We start from the raw sequence: 19372 nt of genomic DNA, 5'->3' as shown, positions 1-19372 counted from the left end.
TAAATGTCAGAAGACAAAAGCATAAAATTAATTAAAGCAGCAAAAGAGCTGAACATTGGTATCGGTACCATTGTCGACTATTTAGCGTCTAAAGGTTTTAAAGTTGAAAGACAACCTAACGCTAAACTGGACAGTGATATGTACAGTACCCTGATCAAGCAGTTTGCTGCTGATAAAAGCATTAAGGAAGAAGCAAAGCAAATCAACATTGGCAAAATACGCCGTGAGGAAGGCCCTGCTACTCCTGAAAAATCAACCGATCAGCGCTCGAAGGACTTTGAGCGCGATGAGATCCTGATTAAGAATGCAGGAAATTTTGCTGCGGCTGAGAAGCCCCAGCAGGCAGAAAAGCCTGAAGGCAGCCTGCCAGGCGTAAAGGTTGTAGGTAAAATTGACCTGAACAATCTGAACGCCCGTCCGGCACGTCAGGAGCCAAAGCCAGAACCGGTTAAGGAAACGCCGGCACCAGCACCTGTTGCTGAAAAGCCAGCAGCACCTGCGCCAGCTCCAACTCCGGCACCAGCCCCAGAGCCTAAACCGGAACCAAAGCCAGAACCGGTTAAGGAAACGCCGGCACCAGCACCCGTTGCTGAAAAGCCAGCGGCACCTGCGCCAGCTCCAACTCCGGCTCCGGCCCCAGAGCCTAAACCGGAACCAAAGCCAGAACCGGTTAAGGAAACGCCGGCACCAGCACCCGTTGCTGAAAAGCCAGCGGCACCTGCGCCAGCTCCAACTCCGGCTCCGGCCCCAGTAAATACGCCGGCTGCACCTGCAGCAAGCACCGAAGGGCAGGCACCTGCTGACGATGTGATCAGAGCCAAGGCAGAACGCCTGACCGGACCAAACGTAATTGGTAAAATCCAGTTACCGGTTGATAACGGTCGTCGTAACCAGCCGGTTGCATCATCTTCAAACCCTAACTCAGCCGACCATAAGCGCAAGCGTAAACGTAAGGATACGCCGGGTGGCCAAAACAATGGCCCGCAACAAGGTCAGGGACAGAATCAAGGCCAGCAAGGTGGCGGAGACCAGCGCCAGGGCGGACAACAAGGCGGCGGTCAGGGTCAGCACCATGGCGGCAACCGTCAGGGTGGTGGCAACTACCAGGGCAATCGTCCGGGATATGGCAACCGTCCGGGTGGCGGCGGCAACTACCAGGGCAACCGTCCCGGTTTTGGCAACCGTAATGCACAACAGCCAAGCACCCCTAAAGAAGAGCCAACAGAAAAAGAAATACAAGACCAGATTAAAGCTACTCTGGCCCGCTTAAGCGGTGCCGGTAAATCGGGCAAATTTGCACAACGGGCTAAGTTCCGTCGTCAAAAACGCGATGATGTAGCCGCATCGGCCGAGGAAGCAGCACTGGAGCAGGAAGCACAATCAAGGGTACTAAAAGTTACCGAGTTTGTGACTGCCAATGAGCTGGCCTCATTGATGGATGTACCTGTTACGCAGATCATCTCTACCTGTATGAGCTTAGGTATGTTCGTATCCATTAACCAACGTTTGGATGCAGAAACCCTAACCATCGTAGCCGACGAATTTGGTTACCAGATTGATTTCGTAAAACCTGAAGAGGAAGAAACCAACCTGGAAGAGCCGGACAAACCGGAAGAACTGATACCGCGTGCGCCAATCGTAACCATTATGGGTCACGTTGACCACGGTAAAACATCTTTGCTCGACTTTATTCGCAAAACCAACGTAATTGGCGGTGAGGCAGGTGGTATCACCCAGCACATCGGCGCTTATGAGGTAACGCTGGAAGATAAACGTAAAATTACTTTCCTGGATACACCAGGTCACGAAGCGTTTACCGCTATGCGTGCCCGTGGTGCACAGGTAACCGATATTGTTATCATCGTTATTGCGGCGGATGATAGCGTGATGCCGCAAACCCGCGAGGCTATTAACCACGCACAGGCTGCAGGCGCACCAATCATCTTTGCTTTCAATAAAATTGATAAGCCGGGCGCTAACGCCGATAAGGTACGCGAGCAACTGGCAGGCATGAATATCCTGGTTGAGGATTGGGGCGGTAAATACCAGTCTCAGGAAATCTCAGCTAAATCAGGCCTGAATGTTAACCTGCTGTTAGAAAAAGTATTGCTTGAAGCCGAATTACTGGAGTTGAAAGCCAATCCTAAAAAACGTGCCGTTGGTACCGTAATCGAAGCAGCATTAGACAAAGGCCGTGGTATTGTTACCACCGTGCTTGTACAAGCTGGTACACTGCGTGTAGGCGATGCCATACTGGCCGGTAGCTATAGCGGCCGTGTGAAAGCCTTAACCAACGAGCGTGGTATGCGTGTAAGCGAGGCAGGCCCATCAACACCGGTACAGGTACTGGGTATGAACGGTGCACCAACCGCGGGCGATAAGTTCAACGCGCTGGAAAGTGAAGTTGAAGCCCGTGACATTGCCAACAAACGTTTGCAATTACAACGCGAGCAAGGTTTACGTACCCAGAAACACATTACCCTGGATGAGATCGGTCGTCGTTTGGCTATCGGTAACTTCAAGGAGCTGAACATCATTGTTAAAGGTGACGTAGACGGTTCAATCGAGGCGTTATCCGACTCGTTGTTGAAACTATCAACCGACCAGATACAGGTAAACATCATATCCAAAGCTGTAGGTCAGATTTCCGAATCAGACGTATTGCTGGCTTCGGCTTCTGATGCGATCATCATTGGTTTCCAGGTACGCCCTTCAGGCAGTGCCCGTAAACTGGCCGAGCAGGAACAGATCGATATTCGCCTGTACTCTATCATCTATGATGCCATTAACGAGATCAAGGCAGCGATGGAAGGTATGTTGGCACCTACTTTTGAAGAGAAAATTGTAGCTAACGTTGAGATACGTGAAACCTTCAAGATCAGCAAAGTGGGTACAATTGCCGGATGTATGGTACTGGATGGTAAAATTACCCGTAACAGCAAAATACGTATCATCCGTGATGGTGTAGTAATTTATACCGGCGAACTGGCTTCATTGAAACGTTACAAAGACGACGTAAAAGAAGTAAATACAGGTTACGAGTGTGGTCTGAATATCCAAAACTTCAACAATATTGAAGTAGGCGACATTGTAGAAGCATACGAAAACGTAGAAGTAAAACGTAAGCTGTAATTAGCTATCTGAAGTATAAAAAAGCCGCTTTGTCAATACAAAGCGGCTTTTATTTTTTAACAAGGTTACCAACTTCTAATTTAATTAGTTGCAGGCACTATTAATTATACTTATTACCTCAGCGCCTGACTTTTAGCTACAGCTTTTTGAGTAACAGGAGCCGACTGGCACATCACCTCAGTTTTTGGTTTTACTTGTGTTGCACCAGTTGATTGACCGCGCGACTCGTTACCGCATTTACCCAACAAAGTGTAAATAATGATAAATATAATGATGGTTGAAAAGCAGCCTCCGCCAAGTTTCTTGGCCCCATAACCTGCAATTAAAGCTCTGAAAAAATTATTCATGTTTATAGTGATCTTATAGAAAGGTAACAGCACATTCCTGATTTGGTTTGGCCTGAGTAGGCAGAGAGCGTATCACCGAGTCACTAGAGGCTTTGTAAAACGGGCACAAGGCGATATCCATCACAGCTCCCATGGAAGGTGTGTATAGAAATTATTAAAGCTTTAGCCTATTTGTGCAGCTATGATGCTTTCTGAAAAACGTTCTCGCTCTTCCACTTGCGGGCTGCTTTGTAGTAAAAAGAAATCTACGTTTACTTTCCAAACTCGGCAATACGATCCCGGAGCATTACACTTAACAGTATTTTGCAAAATGACTATCTCATAGGGAATCACTTGCAATATTTAGCGATACAGGTATCCGCTAAAGTGCTTCCTGTATTGCGGATAAAATTCCAGTCTTTACACGCCCCCTCCTGGTCGCCCTGCTTCAGTTTTTGGTTAGCCTGATCGAGCACATCGTTCAGGAATTCGTCATCAATACCCAATTGCTTTTTCAGCGCAATAATGTCCTGTTCTTTGGCCGGATCGGCAGTGCCTTTGTATTTGTTGCTGTAATAATTGGTAACTGCATTTTCCAGCTCCTGGCGGTTTTGGTAAGCTAATATGGCAGCATTCATATCAACAGGCTTGCCGTTATTTAGCCGGCTGCAACGGGTATAATCGGGTGTAAAACGAACCGGCAGTATAATGCGAGTTGTACCTGTGCCGGCAGGTACAACCCACTTGCCTGATGTAAGCTTAATTACCCGCACGGCCTCTTCATCCAAATCAATACCCGGCCCCTGCTCCGCCCTAACGGCCGACACGCGTCCGCCCTGATCAACCTGAAAGCTTACCCGGATCACTGCTGCTATGCAGTTTTGCCGCGAAAACTCGGGGTACATCAAATGGCTGGCAATAAAAATATTGAATGCCTCGGGCCCACCTTTAAAAACAGGCTGGGCCTGGGCCGGCATAAGATATGTAAAAGCCACAAAGGCTACTGTAAATAAGAACTTTAACATTTTATATAACATCTATATAAAACGCTAACAGTTAATTTACATTATAGTGTTTTAGAGAATTGCAAAATCAGGTCGGGATCGGGAATATTTTGGCGATAAGCCTCTTGTAGCGAGTACTGACCAACGCCCGGATAGTCTCCTGCCTTGCCTTCCATATCAAACATCAGTTGAAAGTGCAGGTGCGGCGGCCAACTCCCATTCTCGGCAGCGGTACCCAATACGGCAATCTGCTGATCTTTTTGCACAAGCATACCAACCTGCAGGCTTTCCAAACAGGCTGCATTTAAATGCCCGTACAAAGAGTACAGCGTTAGGCCGTTTAATGTATGCTCTAAAATAATGGTAGGCCCGTAATCGCCATGGTTGTTATTATTTTGAAAGCTGTGTACACGCCCATTGAGCGGCGCATACACAGGCGTGCCGGCAGGGCCCCATATATCTGCACCCAAATGCAGCCGACGAGGCTCCTGGTCCGCAGTATTAAACAAGGCGCTGCGCGCGTACAATGTACGGTGTTCCATATAACCGCCAATACCGTAGCGACAATCGCTTTGCTTAAGCCGTTCATCTACCCACAGGCTAAATGCGGCTGTATCGGCAATAGTATCGGCACTAAGCTCCGTATTGGCGGCTGTAAAGTCAAAAGGCAGTAAACAGTCGAACTCTGCATTAAAATCCACCACCTTGCCTACGGCTTCGGGGTGCTCATTTAAATATGCTGCCAGTTGCTGATGCTTATCCATTCAGAATACGTGTACGGCTGGGATACTATTCGTCGTCTTTCTGACGATCTTCTTTACTGATCTTATCAAAGATTTTATCCATGCGCTCTACATACTCATTGGTATCATCCACAAAAAACTCGAGTTGTGGTATTACACGAACCTGATCTTTGATGCGGGCGCCCAGTTTGTACCGGATTTCGGAGGCATGCGATTTTACCAGCTGCAATGATTGCTGTGTATTGGCATTGTTAAAAAAGCTTAAAAACACACGTGCAATAGCCAGATCGGGCGTTACGCGTACTTTGGTGATAGTTACCAGCGTATTGGGCAGATAGCTCATGCCTTCGCGCTGAAATATAGCTGCCAAGTCTTGTTGTATAACACCGGCAAATTTTTGTTGACGTTTTGATTCCATGATAATTTAGTAACGTTGGTAAACGTAAAAGGTTATTTGTTTTGAGGCTAAGGCGGCTATTGAAGTAAAAATGATATTCGGACGACGGCTGACGGATAGCGGCGTGATCTTTATACCGGTATCTTAATTACACATGTCCTGCGGTATTTCGCGGGTAATCTTGATCACCTTTTTTACCACCAGTGTACTGTCATACTCGGAGCCCATGCCCTCGCTGCCCGAGCGTACTTTTTTGCCTTCTACCTCAATATATACCGGCTCGTAAGGCTTTTCGAAGTTCATTTGCGAATACTGTAGTTCCAGCTGCGCCGAGCTGTCGGTTACCCAATACTCATGCGTATCATCGCAATTTTTGAATGATTTTACTTCGGGGCCAAAACTGTACAGCCCTTTATATACCTGTACATCGCCGTCTTTTTGGGAGTTGCTGTTACATGAGCAGCTGGCAAGCACCACTAAGCCTAATATATATATGTATCGCCTCAACTGCATCGTGCAAATTTATAAATCCTGTTTAATATCGTCCAAGCCTTTTACACTCAGGCGCGAACTTATTCCCGAAGCTATAACGGATATAACAGTTACCGTTAATAAAACCAGTAAAAAGTCCGTTGCTTTTATATGAACGGGATAAGCATCAATCACCATCATTTGCCCGCCCATTTTTATAAGCCCGTATTTATACTGCAAAAGGCAAAAACCTAACCCCAGTACACTGCCAATCACATAACCTACGGCTGAGATCATCATCCCCTCAAAAAAGAAGATGCCTTGTATAAGCGGCTTACCCGCGCCTAAACTGGTTAATACGGCAATGTCCTTACGCTTATCAATCACCAGCATGGTTAACGAACCAATGATGTTGAATATTGCAATAACAAGCACAAAGGTTAGTATCATAAAAGTAAACCACCGTTCATAGTTTAAAGTTTTATACAACTCCGTATTTTGCTGGTAGCGGTTGCGCACATTAAAGCCTTTGCCCAGGTGCTCTTCTATCTCATCTTTAACGGCATCAATGTTGGTGCGCTTTTTAAAGTTCAGTTCGATGGAGGATACATTTACCGGCTCATCCAGCAAATTGCGGGTAAAGCTGAGGGGCACAATCATCATGTCGTCAAAATCCTGCTGTATGGCAAATATGCCTGATGGGCTGATGTATTGTACTGTAAACTCATCGGCTGGGTTAATGGAATTGGTACCCGCATTGCGCCGCGGCGAATATACCTGCAAAGTAGCCAACGGATCGTTGATATTTACGGCCAGGCTGTTTTGCACCGTAGCGCCAATTACGGCGTAGGGCTTATTGTTGGCTTGTAGCGTAAAAGAGCCTGTTTGGATGGTGCTGTCCAATTGCTTATTATTCAGAAAAGCCTCGCTAACGCCATGTACCGTGCCAATAAACTGGCGGTTATTGTACCTGATGAGTGCTTTCTCCTGCAATACTTCGGTGAACGAAAAAACCCGGTCATCATGCCGTAGCTGGTTAAAGTAGGCCGTATTCGGATTAAATGTTTTGCCCTGTACCGGTTCAATTTTTAGCTCGGGCGTAAAATTATTGTATAGCGACAGAATCACTTTTTCGAACCCGTTGAACACCGATAAGATAATAACCAGCGCCGCACTGCCCACCAACACCCCCAGCATCGATATGCCCGAAATAATGTTGATCGCATGCATTTTTTTGCGCGAGAACAGGTAACGTTTGGCTATGTAAATGGAGGTGTTCATTGTTAGGGAGCGAGAGTCTAATAATAACTCTTTTTACTCTGCTAAAGTATTATAGACTTGATTACAACATTAATTTGTGCTTACAGTTTGCAAGGCTTACATCCTACAATATCACCTCTCTAAAAAAACGGATTAGTCGCTTTTTCGAACCCTATTGTGGTTTCGGGACCGTGGCCGGGATATACGACCACATCATCGGGCAGGGTAAAAAGCTTTTCGCGGATATTGCTGAGCAGTTGGGTATGGTTGCCGCCGGGCAGGTCGGTACGACCAATGCTGTTTCGGAAAAGCACATCACCACCTACCAGCAGTTGATCGGCCTCGCTATAAAAGCAAAGGTGCGCCGGCGAATGGCCCGGTGCAAAGATGAGTTGCAAGGTAGTATTGCCAAAGCTTACTGTACCTGTTTCGGGCAGGTAAGTATCTGGCAGTGGCGATAGCTCGTACCGGATGCCCGATTGCTGCGCCCATGCAGGCATAGCTTGCAGCACTACCATTTCGCCTTCATGAAACTGCGGTTTGAGACCGTACTGATCAAACACGAACTTGTTGCCCAGCACGTGGTCAATATGGCAATGGGTATTGAGTAGTAATACCGGTTTCAGGTCATTGCTTTTTATAAAGTTAACTACAGCATCCTGCTCAGCGCCGGTATACATGCCGGGATCTATAATGGCACACTCGCCACTGTCGTCATACAGCAGGTACGTGTTTTCCTGGTAAGGATTGTTGGGAAATGCCTTGATTTTAGCCATAGCCAAAAGTAGGCGTTTGGTTTTGGATTTGGAGAATTAGTTGTTATTGTGGTGCTGCAGACTGAATTCTGCGTGCATAAAGGTCCGTAGTTTGGAAATTACGGACAGCAGAAAGAGTGTTGAATTAATTTTTATAATCAACCAATCCCTACTTCCACCTGAAACTCTTAATCATCACCGCCATATCTTTCTTTACAAAATCGAGTACGGGCTGTATGGAGTCCAGCTTGGGTTCGGTATTAAAGTAGAGGGCGCCGCGCAGGTAGTGGTGGGTGCTATCCGTCAGGAAAAATTGTGCGGATGAGGCGGCATTGCCGTCAATGGTATAGTAAATGCCATACACCTTACGGTCGGGGTAGCGAATAATGCCCTCATCAATGGAGGTAGCTTTTACCGTGTGCTTAAAGGCAAAGGTGTGCGCATCTTCAATCAGCTCATTAAATATTTTTTTGGAAGTAACAGGCTGATAACTGAGGTGCAGGGTACCCTTAAACTGTGGCAATTGCAGGTTTATCCAACAAGGTTTGGCGCCTGCTGTTTTATCGGCCTCTACTACCGCATAGGTAGGATAGGTAAAGGTGTAAGGGCAATCGGTATTGTACTGCTGGTAGGCACGTTTAGGGAAATAAAGACGTGCATAGCCTCTTGGTTTAGGGGCATAGTCGGGCTGGCTGTTGCAGGCAGCCAGCAACAGCATTACAATCGACAAAATGCCTGTAGCTATACTTTTGGCGCTATTTCTGGTGAACTCCATATTTCCCATGATTTTTCTGCCTGTAATATCAGCATTTCGTGCCCGTTTTTGGTTACTGCTCCCCGCTCCCGGCCTTTTTGTAAAAACAATGTTTCCTCAGGGTTATAAATCAAATCGTACAGCAAATGTTCTGAGGTAATGTGCTCATAAGGTATATCCGGGCATTTATCCAAGTCGGGAGCCATACCCAGCGGCGTGGTATTGATGATGAGTTTATGCTCATCCATTATCTCAGGTGTCAGATCCTTATATTGGTACTGATGAGCATCCGGTTCGCGCGATACGTAGGTAAAATCGATACCTAACTTGCGCAGCACGTATTTAACCGCCCTGCCTGCTCCACCCGTACCTAATATCAATGCTTTTTTATGTGCCGCTTTATTAAGCAAAGGTCTTAACGACATCTCAAAACCGTACACATCGGTATTAAACCCTTCCAGCCTGAATTCATGGTCTTTGATGCCTACCTCACCGTTAAAAACCGAGGCCACCGGACTTTCGGACGTAATGCGGATACAGTTTACGGCATCTACCTCTTTAGCATCGGGGTGTACCCAATCCAGGTAAAACATAATGCCGATTTTGTGTGGTACGGTTACATTTAAACCGCTTAAATTAGGGTTGGCTCTCAGCAGTTCCGGGAAATCGCTCAGATTTTTGATTTCGTATAAATCATAAACATGATCGGCTATACCCTCACGCTCAAATTTTTCGGTGAAAAACTTCTTTGAAAAAGAATGTGAAAGCGGATAACCGATCAGTCCGTATTGTTTCATAGCTGTGTACAATCAATAATTAACTCCCGAAGGTGCTGTTTTACTTTGTAACAGGCAAGGGCAATTATTGATTTAAGAAATGATCGAAAGTATCGCTGCGTAAGCCCAAACGCAAGGTTTCGAGCGGGATGATGTCGGCAGGCGCAATATTACCCATGTTTACGTTAGAGCCCAGCAATTTAATGAACCAAACCTGCTGCGCTTTTTGCGGCGCTTCCCAAATAATGTTTTCATCCTTAATCTGGGTCAGAATTTCATCCACCAATCCCTGGCGCACCTCGCCCGAGTCGCGGTAGATGCCTACGTTGCCACTTTCGCGGGCTTCGGCAATTACCTTCCATGAACCGGCTTCCAGTTCGGCCTTCATTAATTGAATCCACTTGTAAGGGGCAAATATCTTTTGCACATCTTTTGAGCCCACTTCAGAAATAACCGTTACCTGCTCGCTCAGCTTACGGATGTACTCGCACTTTATGTCGTGCTCAATGGTTATGGAGCCGTCGGACACTTCGGCATGTTGCAGCTGGTATTTATCTAAAACCCGGCGATAATCGTCAAACTGGTTACGGATGATGAACGCTTCGAACAGGGTACCACCAAAATACACCGGGATACCGGCTTGTTTATACAGGTTGAGCTTCTCAGTAAGGTTCGGGGTAACAAAGGATGTTGCCCAGCCCAGCTTCACAATATCCGTATATATACCGGCTACTTCCAAAAAGTCTTCCACTTGGCGCAGGCTCAAACCCTTATCCATTACCATAGTCATGCCATTGGTACGGGGTTTAACGGTACGTTCGGGCACATTATTCAAAGCGTAATTGATCATACTCTATCTAAGTTATAGACTATAACTAAAAGTTTTAATGCTGCAAAGATGATAAAAAATTTAAAGCAGATGGTCATTAAAATATTGATTTTTCATTGAAATGCTGCTTTCAGATGTATCTGTATTAAAACTTCGCGCTATTAAAATACAAACAATAAAGCTATCTGTGTGCTATTAAAGTAATATACTTAACATACCCGCTTATGGCAATATTTGACAACGACCCGCATACAGCATCTACCGAAAAGCACTATACCTATCTGCAAAAAGTATGGATAGCTGCCGGCAGCGTAGCCTTGCTTACCATTCTTATTCTTATAATTAAAGTAGCTTTTAACGTATTGCTGATGGTGGTAGCCGGTTGCCTGATTGCCACCTATTTCAATGGCCTGGCCGATGCTATTGAACGCCGCACGCCCATGAACAGGCGGGTATGTATGCTTATATCGGTACTGGGTACGTTTGCTATTGCCGGGGCACTATTTTGGTTTATGGGTACCAAAATACAACAACAGGTAAGTGCCTTAAGTCAGGATTTTCCGGCACTGGTAAGCCGGCTGCAGGCACAAATCAGCGAATACCCTTTAGGTAAAAAAATGCTGGACAATATATCGGGCACCGACTCGCAAAAAATAACCAATACTGCCCAAAGCTTTTTCCGTACCAGTTTTGGTGTTTTGGGTGATATGTACATCATCCTGTTTCTAGGAATATTTTTCACCATACAACCCTCGTTGTATAAAAACGGCATCATTAAACTGATTCCTAAAAGCGGGCAGCCTAAAGCCCGGCAGGTGATTGACCGTCTGAGCCTGGTACTGAAAGGCTGGCTCAAAGGCATGATGATCGCTATGGTACTGATTGCTGTGCTTACGTTTATCGGCCTAAGCATTATTGGCATACCTATGGCACTGGCGTTGGCTGTTATTGCAGGTATTTTAAACTTTATACCCAACTTTGGCCCGCTCATGGCTATGGTGCCAGCCGTATTGCTGGGCCTGGTTGATAGCACACAAACTGCCATCATTGTAGCCGCCCTTTACATCCTGATACAAACGCTTGAAAGTAATATAATTACCCCTACCATTCAGCGCCGCATGATTAACCTGCCGCCTGCCCTGCTTATTATTGGCCAGGTAATGATGGGAACATTATCCGGCGCGCTGGGCATTATTCTGGCTACGCCGATGCTGGCTATCACAATGGTACTGGTTGATGAATTGTATGTAAAAAATAACAGTACGGAAGAGGCGCCGCAAACGCCGGCACCACCGCAACAAAACGCATAAAAAAAAGCCGGCGTTCTGTTTCAAGAACGCCGGCTTTTTAATTTTAGTTAGTTATTGGTGTACCGGTTAATAATATCCAGTATGATCTTATTTTTTTGCAGCTGCGGCAGGTAATCAAACAAAATATAGTGCTTCTCCGGATCGGCTGCCAGCGCCATTTCGAGGTTTGACAAGGCCTCGTTATAATCGCCTTTGGCAAACAGGTAAGCTACCATACGGTAATACAGTTCGGCCGCCTCGGGGTTATTTTTAATAGCATCGGCTATTACCTCAATGGCATCATCCAAACGATCCTGCTCATACAATATGGATGAGTAGTCCAGCCAGGCATCCACGTCGAGCGGGTTAAGCTCCACTACCCTGTCATAAGCAATTTCCGCTTCGTTCAGGTGGCCCAGCTTGTACTCGGCATCGGCAATGGCAAACCAGTAATCGGCATTGGCAATATCCAGATCAAGCGCTTTTTTATAAAAGTGCAGGGCCTCAAAATAACGCTCTTCAAAATCGAGCGTTACGCCAATACCAAACCAGGCATCAGCCAGTTTGCTATCCATACGCACCGCCTTTTTGTAAAAAGAGCGCGCCTCGTCCATCTGCTCCAGCTTTTCATAACACTCGCCTATAGCACAGTAAGTATCGGCATTGGGCTGCTCATACTCAAAAGTTTGGCGGTACACTTCAATCGCTTCAGCATACTTTTCCAGGTTCACCAACGCATTACCTTTGTTAAAGTAAGCTGACGCAAAGCTGTCTTTAATGAGTATGGCATAATCATACGCATCTATCGCTTTTTCAAACAGGCTTAATTTGGTGTAAGCGTTACCCAGATTATACCAGGCCGCGTAGCTGTAAGGCTCGTTATCGATGTATTGCTGATAAAACTGGATGCTTTCCTGCTGATTATCGATCACATCATAACAAAACGCCAGCTCATAAAGGGCATCCTGGTTTTCCATATTCTGCTTCAGGCACTGTTTTAGGTAATGGATGGCCATTTCATAGTCGCCCATGTTCTGGTAAACGTAAGCCATGTGCAGCAAAATATCGTCGGTCTCTTCGGCCATACCCAAAGCTTTCTCGTAGTTTTCGAGTGCCTCGTTATAGCGGTCCATACTTTCATACAGGTTACCGCGAATAATGTAGATATCAGCGTCCGAAGCTTCCAGTAATGCGGCCTTATCCAGAGCGGCAAAAGCTTCTGAAACCCGGTTGGTTACCACCAGCAGCTGTGCCTGTTTTATTAAGAATACAGCGGCAAAAGGGTGCTGGTTGCGGGCATATTCCACCACCTGCAGGGCTTTCACCGGATCGTTTTTTTCTATGTAATAATCAATAATGTTTTCAAATGCCTGCGCATCAAAAAAGTACTGATCATGATTACGGATCATCTCCTCGTACCGTTCAACCGAAAACTTGGGATCTTCGGAAAAACCAAAATCAAATTCTTCTTCCATTCAATCATTTTTACAGTTACTACTTCAATATAGCAAAAAGTACGCTAATATGAAAACGCTAACCGTGTTTAAGTTACAATAATAAGATTTCGGCGAGTAAATAAGTTTTCAACAAACAGGGTGTGTTAATAAGTTTTCAGCAACTTATTGATAATGAATAGGCTCCCAAAACGGGCGTTGATAAGTAGTAACAACTTATTTTTACTACAGTGTGATGTTTTGTTTACTGATAGTCATCTGCCATTATTGCAGCCCCTTCTCTTTTCCTATAAACGCTACAATTGCACCTCCTATTATTGCCTTTTTTTCACGACACTTTAATCCCGCCTGCAGGCAATTATTACAGCATTTAAGCGTTTACAGAAACAATTAAACTGCTTTTGTAATTATCTTGCCAGCGAAATTAAATTTTGATGAAACACCTTAACATCCGCCTTATACCTTATATGCTGTGCGGCGCATTATTTTATAGTTTTACCGCAGCTGCACAAGCACCAGCCACTGTACAGCCCGAAGCGCCTAAAAACTGGCATACACTTGATTTAAAAACTGATGGCTATTACGGCATCAGCCTGCATAAAGCTTACCTGGCACTAAAAGGTAAAAAAAGCAAAACCGTTGTGGTTGCTACTATTGATAGCGGTATTGATACGTTGCAAAAAGACCTTCGGTCTGTTTTATGGACCAATCCCAAAGAAATTCCCGGCAATGGCAAGGACGACGACAACAACGGCTATGTTGACGACATACACGGCTGGGACTTTTTAGGCGGGCCGGGCGGCAAATGCGATTTTACGGAAACTACCGAAGAAGTACGCGAATACAACCGCCTGCGCAGTGAATACGCCCCGCTTACTGAAGCTACCGCTCCTGATAAGAAAGCATTTGCATACTGGCAAACTGTAAAAACGACCTACGACTCAACCATTGCCAAATCGGCTACTGAAATTAAGCAATATTCGGAATTCATGAATGTGCTGGTTGTAACCAGCGGCTATGTAAAACGGGCGTTGAAGCTGCAGGCAAACGATACCTTTACACTGCCAACACTCAGTAAACTGCAAACCACCAATGATACCATAGCGCAAAGCCGCGATATGTGGAAAATGGTAATGCAGGAAGAAGGCCCCTCGGCTACCAGCGCTCAGATTATTAAAGAATTGAGCGAGTATCTGGCCAAACTGAATAACGACATCAATCCGGATCTGGAAGCACGCAAGCGCATTGTGGGCGACGACCCGAACGTTTGGGACGGCAAGCCTTATGGCAACAATCTGCTTAAATTTGAGGATGCATCGCACGGTACCGGGGTAGCGGGTTTGATTGGCGCCATTCGCAGCAACAAGTATGGGGTTGACGGTGTGGCCGACAATGTGCGCATTATGGCCATTAAAGCGGTACCCAATGGCGATGAATACGACAAGGATATAGCCAATGCTATTCGCTATGCCGTGGATAACGGTGCCAAAATCATCAACATGAGCTTTGGTAAAAAGCTGTCGCCACATAAAAAGTGGGTAGATGATGCCTTTAAATACGCAGCCCAGCATGATGTATTGCTGGTACAGGCAGCCGGTAACGACAACCAGGATATGGACGTAAAACCACAATTCCCGAACGATCAGTTTGAAGATGGATCGGCTACCGATGCCGACAATCTGATTAGCGTAGGGGCTTCGGGTGCACGCCTTGGCGAAAACCTGGCTGGCTCGTTCAGCAATTACGGCCAGCGTAATGTGGATGTATTTGCACCGGGCGTAAAAGTAACTTCGGTTGATAAAGATGCCGAGTTTAACACGGCCGACGGCACCAGCTTTGCATCGCCCATTACGGCCGGCGTTGCCGCCCTGCTGCTGGAATATTATCCAACTTTGAGCGCCCGCCAGTTAAAGCAGGTTATTATGCAATCGGCCCGGCCGCTTAAAGGCCGTATGGTACTCAAGCCCGGCAGCAAAACCGACAAGGTTGATTTTACCACTTTAAGCAAAACCGGTGGCATTGTAAACGCCTATGATGCGGTACTGATAGCGGGGAAGATTAAAGGAGAAAGAAAAAATTAAACAAAAGAAGCGGGTTAAAGCCCGCTTCTTTTGTTTGTTACTAGTTTTAGTGAGTCGTCTTATCGCTTCATACGCTAAGCTCAGCGTATTGACAGTGGGTAATCACTTGCTTATCATTTTACAACATTACCACTTAATCAAAAATATCCCATTCAGGTAATTGATCCGGTTGCGGTGTGTCTTTTCATCTCTTTCAAAATTAATATTGGTTAGCCGGAACGCTACCTTGTGTTTGCCAACAGCTTGTACATTAGTGAGCATCTCCGAAGGTATTTCGTATACGTTTGGCGTACCATTTTTTTTATCGTGCGGATACTTCTTAAGTACCTCATCCTGATTAATCAGGCTATCTAAAATAAGCTGGGGCTTAAAGGTGGCGTATTGTTTTCCTATAGTTATAATACACGCATTATCAGGCGTTGAAATCTGACTGACGTTGCCCTGCCGGAGTGTGTAAAACGTCGTATCGTTCTGCACGGTGTCGGGTTTTATGGTATTATAATTCAACGCAAACTCATAATCATATCCGCTTACCTGGGTTACTTCGCTGTTCTGTACTCTTAAACTCCAGCTGCTTTCGATGGCCACAGTCGTATCGCTCAAGGGGGTAGTCCACTCAAGCCCTAAAAACTTGTTTAAATGCAGCTGCTGTTTTGCCCAGTTGATTTTTACATCCAGTAATTCGTAGCGGCTCATATCCATTGTTTCGCGCCATTTACTCTTCAGCTTGCTTAATGAATCGCTTACCTGTTGTAAATCCTGTTTAAAGTAAGGCTGCAATGTGGTTAAATCATCGTGTTTAATTAAAAAAGCAAGGGTACTTACAGCTCTCTCGCCATCTTTATCACTTATCTTATTGCTATCCACCGGCAGCAGCAAACCATTACTGTAGGCGCTATTTTTAATCATTATCTTTTCTAAAATTTGCCGCTGTGAAAAGGTAGCAGTATAGAAAGCGCTCTGTGGCCCATATATGGTTAGCAGTGTTAAAACACACAAGGTAACCGGTATGAGTTTGATGTTTTGCCGTTGCGACAGCAAAAAATAAAGACTAATAAACAACAGCCAAAAGGCCAGCACAATTAAAAAGTACCGGTATTCGGTAATGCCATATTTAAACACACGTGCACCTACAGCCAAAAACAACAGTACCAGCAAAGGCAGCAGCAAAAAGTAAAAACTGCGGGCATACGTTTTAATCCATTTATTATCCTGCTGCTCACGTATCGGGTAAACCAGCAACAGGGCCAGTATACCAAAAACAGCATAACCCAAAATCAAACTGGATACTAAACCCTTGGGCAGGCTCCATTGCAACAATATCTTTACCTCATAAGCCAGCAAAATGAGCACATAAACTGTGGCCAGCGGAATAAGCACAAACTGGGTAAATATTTTTAATCCTTTAGGGTAGGCCTCATCGGCATCCGGTTCGCCGTAGCTGGCCGGTACACCGGCTAGGAAAAACAGCGTATTGAACAGGCCGGCTATCCATATCCACAGCACGCTGAACGTATCCCACTCAAATTTAAACCCGAACAGAAAGTTCAGGGCCGCTATAGCCGCCGACAAACCGGCGTAAAGCACCACACTATACAAAACGCTGGTGAGGAAACGCAGAAACAGGTTTTTATTAAACTGCCAAAAGCCTTGCACTGCCCCCCTGCCGGTAAAAGCCGCAAAAGAAACAAGCAGGTGAAAAGCCAGACTGATAAGGAAAAAACGGATCACATCGGCACTCCGCTCATAGGGGTTAACGGCATACATAAGCACAACGGCCAGCGCTGCCGCGGCCAAACGCAAACCTAACTTCTGCCCTTTAGCAAGCCTTTTACTTTCGCTAAACAGCGTGGCCGACAGGCTGAGCAGAAAGCCCAGGTTGGCGGTCATTATCATACGCCAGCACCAGCTTTCGGTATGCAGGCTCAGGTTATTGAGCTCTACCTTACTGGTAGCCGCTATGCAGCCAATCAGGGCAAACAAAACTTCGAACGGAAAACGCCTGAGCACATCGCGGGTTCCAACGGTAAGCGTTTTGATAGAGATGAGTTTCATAGATAAGGCTAATTGATCGGCGCCAAATTAAGCAAGTTTTGCAGCTTATTGCAGCAGTGGTCCGTTTTCAAAACATAAATTTTAAGTAACAATATTTATATACCCTGCGGCTGGTTGTTTTTAATGATGCATTAACTATATTTGCCTCGAAAAATTTTCATTTACATTATACATAATGAGAGAAATACAGTTCAGAGAAGCGCTTCGTGAAGCAATGAACGAGGAGATGCGCAAGGATGGAAATATATACCTGATGGGTGAAGAAGTAGCCGAGTATAACGGCGCTTACAAAGTAAGTCAGGGCATGCTGGATGAGTTTGGTGCCAAACGTATAATTGACACCCCTATCTCTGAGCTGGGCTTTGCCGGCATTGGTATTGGCTCGGCAATGAACGGCCTGCGCCCTATCATCGAGTTCATGACCTTCAACTTCTCATTAGTAGCTATCGATCAGGTGATCAACGCAGCTGCCAAAATGATGAGCATGAGCGGTGGCCAGTTCTCGGTGCCAATCGTATTCCGTGGCCCAACCGGTAACGCAGGTATGCTAAGCTCGCAGCACAGCCAGTGTTTTGAAAACTGGTATGCTAACTGCCCGGGCTTAAAAGTGGTGGTTCCGTCAAATCCTTATGATGCTAAAGGTTTATTAAAATCTTCTATTTTGGATCCGGATCCGGTTATCTTTATGGAATCGGAGTTGATGTATGGTGATAAAGGTGAAGTACCAGAAGAAGAATACTATATTGAATTAGGTAAAGCTGCCGTAACCAAACAAGGTACCGATGTTACATTGGTAGGTTTTGGTAAAATCATGAAAGTGGTTAACGCTGCTGCAGCCGAACTGGAAAAAGAAGGTATCAACGCCGAGGTGATCGACCTGCGTACCGTACGCCCTATTGATTACGCTACCGTAATTGAATCGGTTAAGAAAACCAACCGCATGGTATTTGTAGAAGAAAGCTGGCCGTTGGCTTCTATCTCAACCGAGGTTGCTTTCAAAGTACAAAAAGATGCATTTGATTACCTGGACGCTCCGGTACTGCGTGTAACAGGTGGCGACGTGCCACTGCCATACGCACCTACCCTGATTGCTGAATACCTGCCAAATCCTGAAAGAGTGATTAAAGCAGTGAAAGAAGTAATGTACGTAACCAAGTAATTGCAACCCATAACAAGAAAAGCCCGCTAAATGCGGGCTTTTCTTGTTATGGGTGTATCTTTTCTAACATCATCAAAAACTGATTTTGAAGGCGTTTTGTATCTGAGCTATATCTTTAAATTAGAATACTTAAATAGTATCTTAATACGCCCGACTTAAAATTTTCTTTTTTTGATCTTCAAATTCGTCTGTTGTAAGAATTCCCTTCTCTTTCAATTCATGCAATTTCAGCAACTCCTCTGCCCTGTCCATTGTATTATCACTCCTTACATGGTTATATGTGCTTTCATGGTCATCTATTGCCAGGTTATAGTTACCCTGAATACTTGAAGTTAAAATACTTTTATTACTTGATGCCATATGCGTTCCACCCCTTTCAATCGCAATCTGTACTGCCCTATGCCACTTGCTGGCTTCTTCAAGAGCCTTTGAAACAGGCTTTATAGCATCGAACTGATACAAGATTTCAGGGTTGGCAACATCATCTGTAACAATTTTTATTGCCACCGCATTTATATCCCTTACTTTCTGAGCTTTTATTACTACTCTAAACAATCCACGTTGTAATTTCGTTTCTCTAGATAGCTCTTCATCTCTAAGAATTTTAACATCATGCAAATCTGAGAATTTCAACCTGATAATACTGGTTTGTGTGTCCAGAATATTGAGTGAATTAGCCACTGTTTTAACAATTACTAACAATTGCTTTTTCTCATCAATGCCCATGAGGTTGAGCTTGTCCTGTATAAGCAAATCAAATCTTATCCCATCTGTAGTCAGCTTATCTAAGAGAATCTTTTGCTGCCTTTTAACGTTCTTTTGCACTTTTACTATAAAAAGACATAAAGCCATTGAAAGGATAGATATGGTAAAAAGTATATAAACGA

17 protein-coding genes are annotated in these 19372 nt (G+C 45.2%); 4 read left to right on the top strand and 13 right to left on the bottom strand.

Translation table 11 applies throughout. The features are described from left to right. Positions 1-3: 3 nt before the first annotated feature. On the top strand, positions 4-3132 hold the full coding sequence (gene infB, locus KHS38_RS15705; RefSeq protein ID WP_213489493.1) for a translation initiation factor IF-2: 3129 nt from the start codon (positions 4-6) through the stop codon (positions 3130-3132). Between the two features lie 113 nt (positions 3133-3245). Here infB and KHS38_RS15700 read toward each other — a convergent pair whose 3' ends face one another. From KHS38_RS15700 to KHS38_RS15655, 10 genes are all read right to left on the bottom strand, one after another. Then, positions 3246-3479: a hypothetical protein gene (locus tag KHS38_RS15700; RefSeq protein WP_213489876.1), complete on the bottom strand. Its 234-nt coding sequence runs from the start codon at positions 3477-3479 to the stop codon at positions 3246-3248. A 329-nt stretch (positions 3480-3808) separates the two neighbouring features. After that, entirely contained in the window at positions 3809-4483 is a 675-nt protein-coding gene (locus KHS38_RS15695; RefSeq protein WP_213489492.1) for an energy transducer TonB, read from the bottom strand. 41 nt (positions 4484-4524) lie between these two features. Next, the gene (locus tag KHS38_RS15690) at positions 4525-5226 is read right to left on the bottom strand and encodes a peptidoglycan DD-metalloendopeptidase family protein (RefSeq protein WP_213489491.1); all 702 of its coding nucleotides are present in this window, start codon (positions 5224-5226) and stop codon (positions 4525-4527) included. A gap of 25 nt (positions 5227-5251) precedes the next feature. Continuing rightward, positions 5252-5623 (bottom strand): 30S ribosome-binding factor RbfA, encoded by a 372-nt coding sequence (gene rbfA / locus KHS38_RS15685; protein ID WP_213489490.1) that lies wholly within the window; start codon positions 5621-5623, stop codon positions 5252-5254. A 123-nt stretch (positions 5624-5746) separates the two neighbouring features. Beyond that, the gene (locus tag KHS38_RS15680; RefSeq protein WP_213489489.1) at positions 5747-6115 is read right to left on the bottom strand and encodes a hypothetical protein; all 369 of its coding nucleotides are present in this window, start codon (positions 6113-6115) and stop codon (positions 5747-5749) included. Positions 6116-6124: 9 nt separating this feature from the next. Further along, positions 6125-7354 (bottom strand): ABC transporter permease, encoded by a 1230-nt coding sequence (locus tag KHS38_RS15675; protein ID WP_213489488.1) that lies wholly within the window; start codon positions 7352-7354, stop codon positions 6125-6127. 119 nt (positions 7355-7473) lie between these two features. Continuing rightward, positions 7474-8109, bottom strand: coding sequence for an MBL fold metallo-hydrolase (locus tag KHS38_RS15670; protein ID WP_213489487.1), 636 nt, complete (start codon positions 8107-8109; stop codon positions 7474-7476). Between the two features lie 148 nt (positions 8110-8257). Further along, positions 8258-8863 (bottom strand): gliding motility lipoprotein GldD, encoded by a 606-nt coding sequence (gene gldD / locus KHS38_RS15665; protein WP_213489486.1) that lies wholly within the window; start codon positions 8861-8863, stop codon positions 8258-8260. Beyond that, positions 8830-9639 (bottom strand): shikimate dehydrogenase family protein, encoded by an 810-nt coding sequence (locus tag KHS38_RS15660; RefSeq protein WP_213489485.1) that lies wholly within the window; start codon positions 9637-9639, stop codon positions 8830-8832. The genes gldD and KHS38_RS15660 overlap by 34 nt, the downstream gene beginning before the upstream one ends. A gap of 64 nt (positions 9640-9703) precedes the next feature. Then, complete coding sequence (locus KHS38_RS15655; RefSeq protein WP_213489852.1) at positions 9704-10465, bottom strand: phosphosulfolactate synthase; 762 nt, start codon at positions 10463-10465, stop codon at positions 9704-9706. Positions 10466-10671: 206 nt separating this feature from the next. Here KHS38_RS15655 and KHS38_RS15650 point away from each other — a divergent pair, with 206 nt between their 5' ends. After that, positions 10672-11757: an AI-2E family transporter gene (locus tag KHS38_RS15650; RefSeq protein WP_213489484.1), complete on the top strand. Its 1086-nt coding sequence runs from the start codon at positions 10672-10674 to the stop codon at positions 11755-11757. A 47-nt stretch (positions 11758-11804) separates the two neighbouring features. On the opposite strand, the gene KHS38_RS15645 is transcribed toward KHS38_RS15650, so the two are convergent. Then, complete coding sequence (locus KHS38_RS15645; RefSeq protein ID WP_213489483.1) at positions 11805-13211, bottom strand: tetratricopeptide repeat protein; 1407 nt, start codon at positions 13209-13211, stop codon at positions 11805-11807. 413 nt (positions 13212-13624) lie between these two features. Here KHS38_RS15645 and KHS38_RS15640 point away from each other — a divergent pair, with 413 nt between their 5' ends. Then, positions 13625-15271 carry a S8 family serine peptidase gene (locus KHS38_RS15640; RefSeq protein WP_213489482.1) on the top strand — a complete coding sequence of 549 codons (1647 nt, stop codon included), beginning with the start codon at positions 13625-13627 and terminating at the stop codon, positions 15269-15271. Between the two features lie 126 nt (positions 15272-15397). Here the strand turns inward: KHS38_RS15640 and KHS38_RS15635 are convergent, their stop codons facing one another. Continuing rightward, positions 15398-17326: a DUF4153 domain-containing protein gene (locus tag KHS38_RS15635; protein ID WP_213489481.1), complete on the bottom strand. Its 1929-nt coding sequence runs from the start codon at positions 17324-17326 to the stop codon at positions 15398-15400. Positions 17327-17501: 175 nt separating this feature from the next. Between KHS38_RS15635 and KHS38_RS15630 the strand changes: the two genes are divergently transcribed. Further along, positions 17502-18485: a pyruvate dehydrogenase complex E1 component subunit beta gene (locus KHS38_RS15630; protein ID WP_213489480.1), complete on the top strand. Its 984-nt coding sequence runs from the start codon at positions 17502-17504 to the stop codon at positions 18483-18485. A 141-nt stretch (positions 18486-18626) separates the two neighbouring features. On the opposite strand, the gene KHS38_RS15625 is transcribed toward KHS38_RS15630, so the two are convergent. Further along, positions 18627-19337 (bottom strand): SHOCT domain-containing protein, encoded by a 711-nt coding sequence (locus KHS38_RS15625; protein ID WP_213489479.1) that lies wholly within the window; start codon positions 19335-19337, stop codon positions 18627-18629. Positions 19338-19372: the final 35 nt, after the last annotated feature.

Source organism: Mucilaginibacter sp. Bleaf8 (assembly GCF_018390515.1).
In the GTDB taxonomy this organism is placed as follows: Bacteria; Bacteroidota; Bacteroidia; order Sphingobacteriales; family Sphingobacteriaceae; genus Mucilaginibacter.
This window is presented reverse-complemented; position numbering and strand designations above follow the sequence as displayed.

What these genes read in the sequence shown, in the direction of transcription:
- infB (WP_213489493.1), top strand. Translation starts at nt 4, where the DNA reads ATGTCAGAAGACAAAAGCATAAAATTAATTAAAGCAGCAAAAGAGCTG.
- KHS38_RS15700 (WP_213489876.1), bottom strand. Translation starts at nt 3,479, where the DNA reads ATGAATAATTTTTTCAGAGCTTTAATTGCAGGTTATGGGGCCAAGAAA.
- KHS38_RS15695 (WP_213489492.1), bottom strand. Translation starts at nt 4,483, where the DNA reads ATGTTAAAGTTCTTATTTACAGTAGCCTTTGTGGCTTTTACATATCTT.
- KHS38_RS15690 (WP_213489491.1), bottom strand. Translation starts at nt 5,226, where the DNA reads ATGGATAAGCATCAGCAACTGGCAGCATATTTAAATGAGCACCCCGAA.
- rbfA (WP_213489490.1), bottom strand. Translation starts at nt 5,623, where the DNA reads ATGGAATCAAAACGTCAACAAAAATTTGCCGGTGTTATACAACAAGAC.
- KHS38_RS15680 (WP_213489489.1), bottom strand. Translation starts at nt 6,115, where the DNA reads ATGCAGTTGAGGCGATACATATATATATTAGGCTTAGTGGTGCTTGCC.
- KHS38_RS15675 (WP_213489488.1), bottom strand. Translation starts at nt 7,354, where the DNA reads ATGAACACCTCCATTTACATAGCCAAACGTTACCTGTTCTCGCGCAAA.
- KHS38_RS15670 (WP_213489487.1), bottom strand. Translation starts at nt 8,109, where the DNA reads ATGGCTAAAATCAAGGCATTTCCCAACAATCCTTACCAGGAAAACACG.
- gldD (WP_213489486.1), bottom strand. Translation starts at nt 8,863, where the DNA reads ATGGAGTTCACCAGAAATAGCGCCAAAAGTATAGCTACAGGCATTTTG.
- KHS38_RS15660 (WP_213489485.1), bottom strand. Translation starts at nt 9,639, where the DNA reads ATGAAACAATACGGACTGATCGGTTATCCGCTTTCACATTCTTTTTCA.
- KHS38_RS15650 (WP_213489484.1), top strand. Translation starts at nt 10,672, where the DNA reads ATGGCAATATTTGACAACGACCCGCATACAGCATCTACCGAAAAGCAC.
- KHS38_RS15645 (WP_213489483.1), bottom strand. Translation starts at nt 13,211, where the DNA reads ATGGAAGAAGAATTTGATTTTGGTTTTTCCGAAGATCCCAAGTTTTCG.
- KHS38_RS15640 (WP_213489482.1), top strand. Translation starts at nt 13,625, where the DNA reads ATGAAACACCTTAACATCCGCCTTATACCTTATATGCTGTGCGGCGCA.
- KHS38_RS15635 (WP_213489481.1), bottom strand. Translation starts at nt 17,326, where the DNA reads ATGAAACTCATCTCTATCAAAACGCTTACCGTTGGAACCCGCGATGTG.
- KHS38_RS15630 (WP_213489480.1), top strand. Translation starts at nt 17,502, where the DNA reads ATGAGAGAAATACAGTTCAGAGAAGCGCTTCGTGAAGCAATGAACGAG.
- KHS38_RS15625 (WP_213489479.1), bottom strand. Translation starts at nt 19,337, where the DNA reads ATGGCTTTATGTCTTTTTATAGTAAAAGTGCAAAAGAACGTTAAAAGG.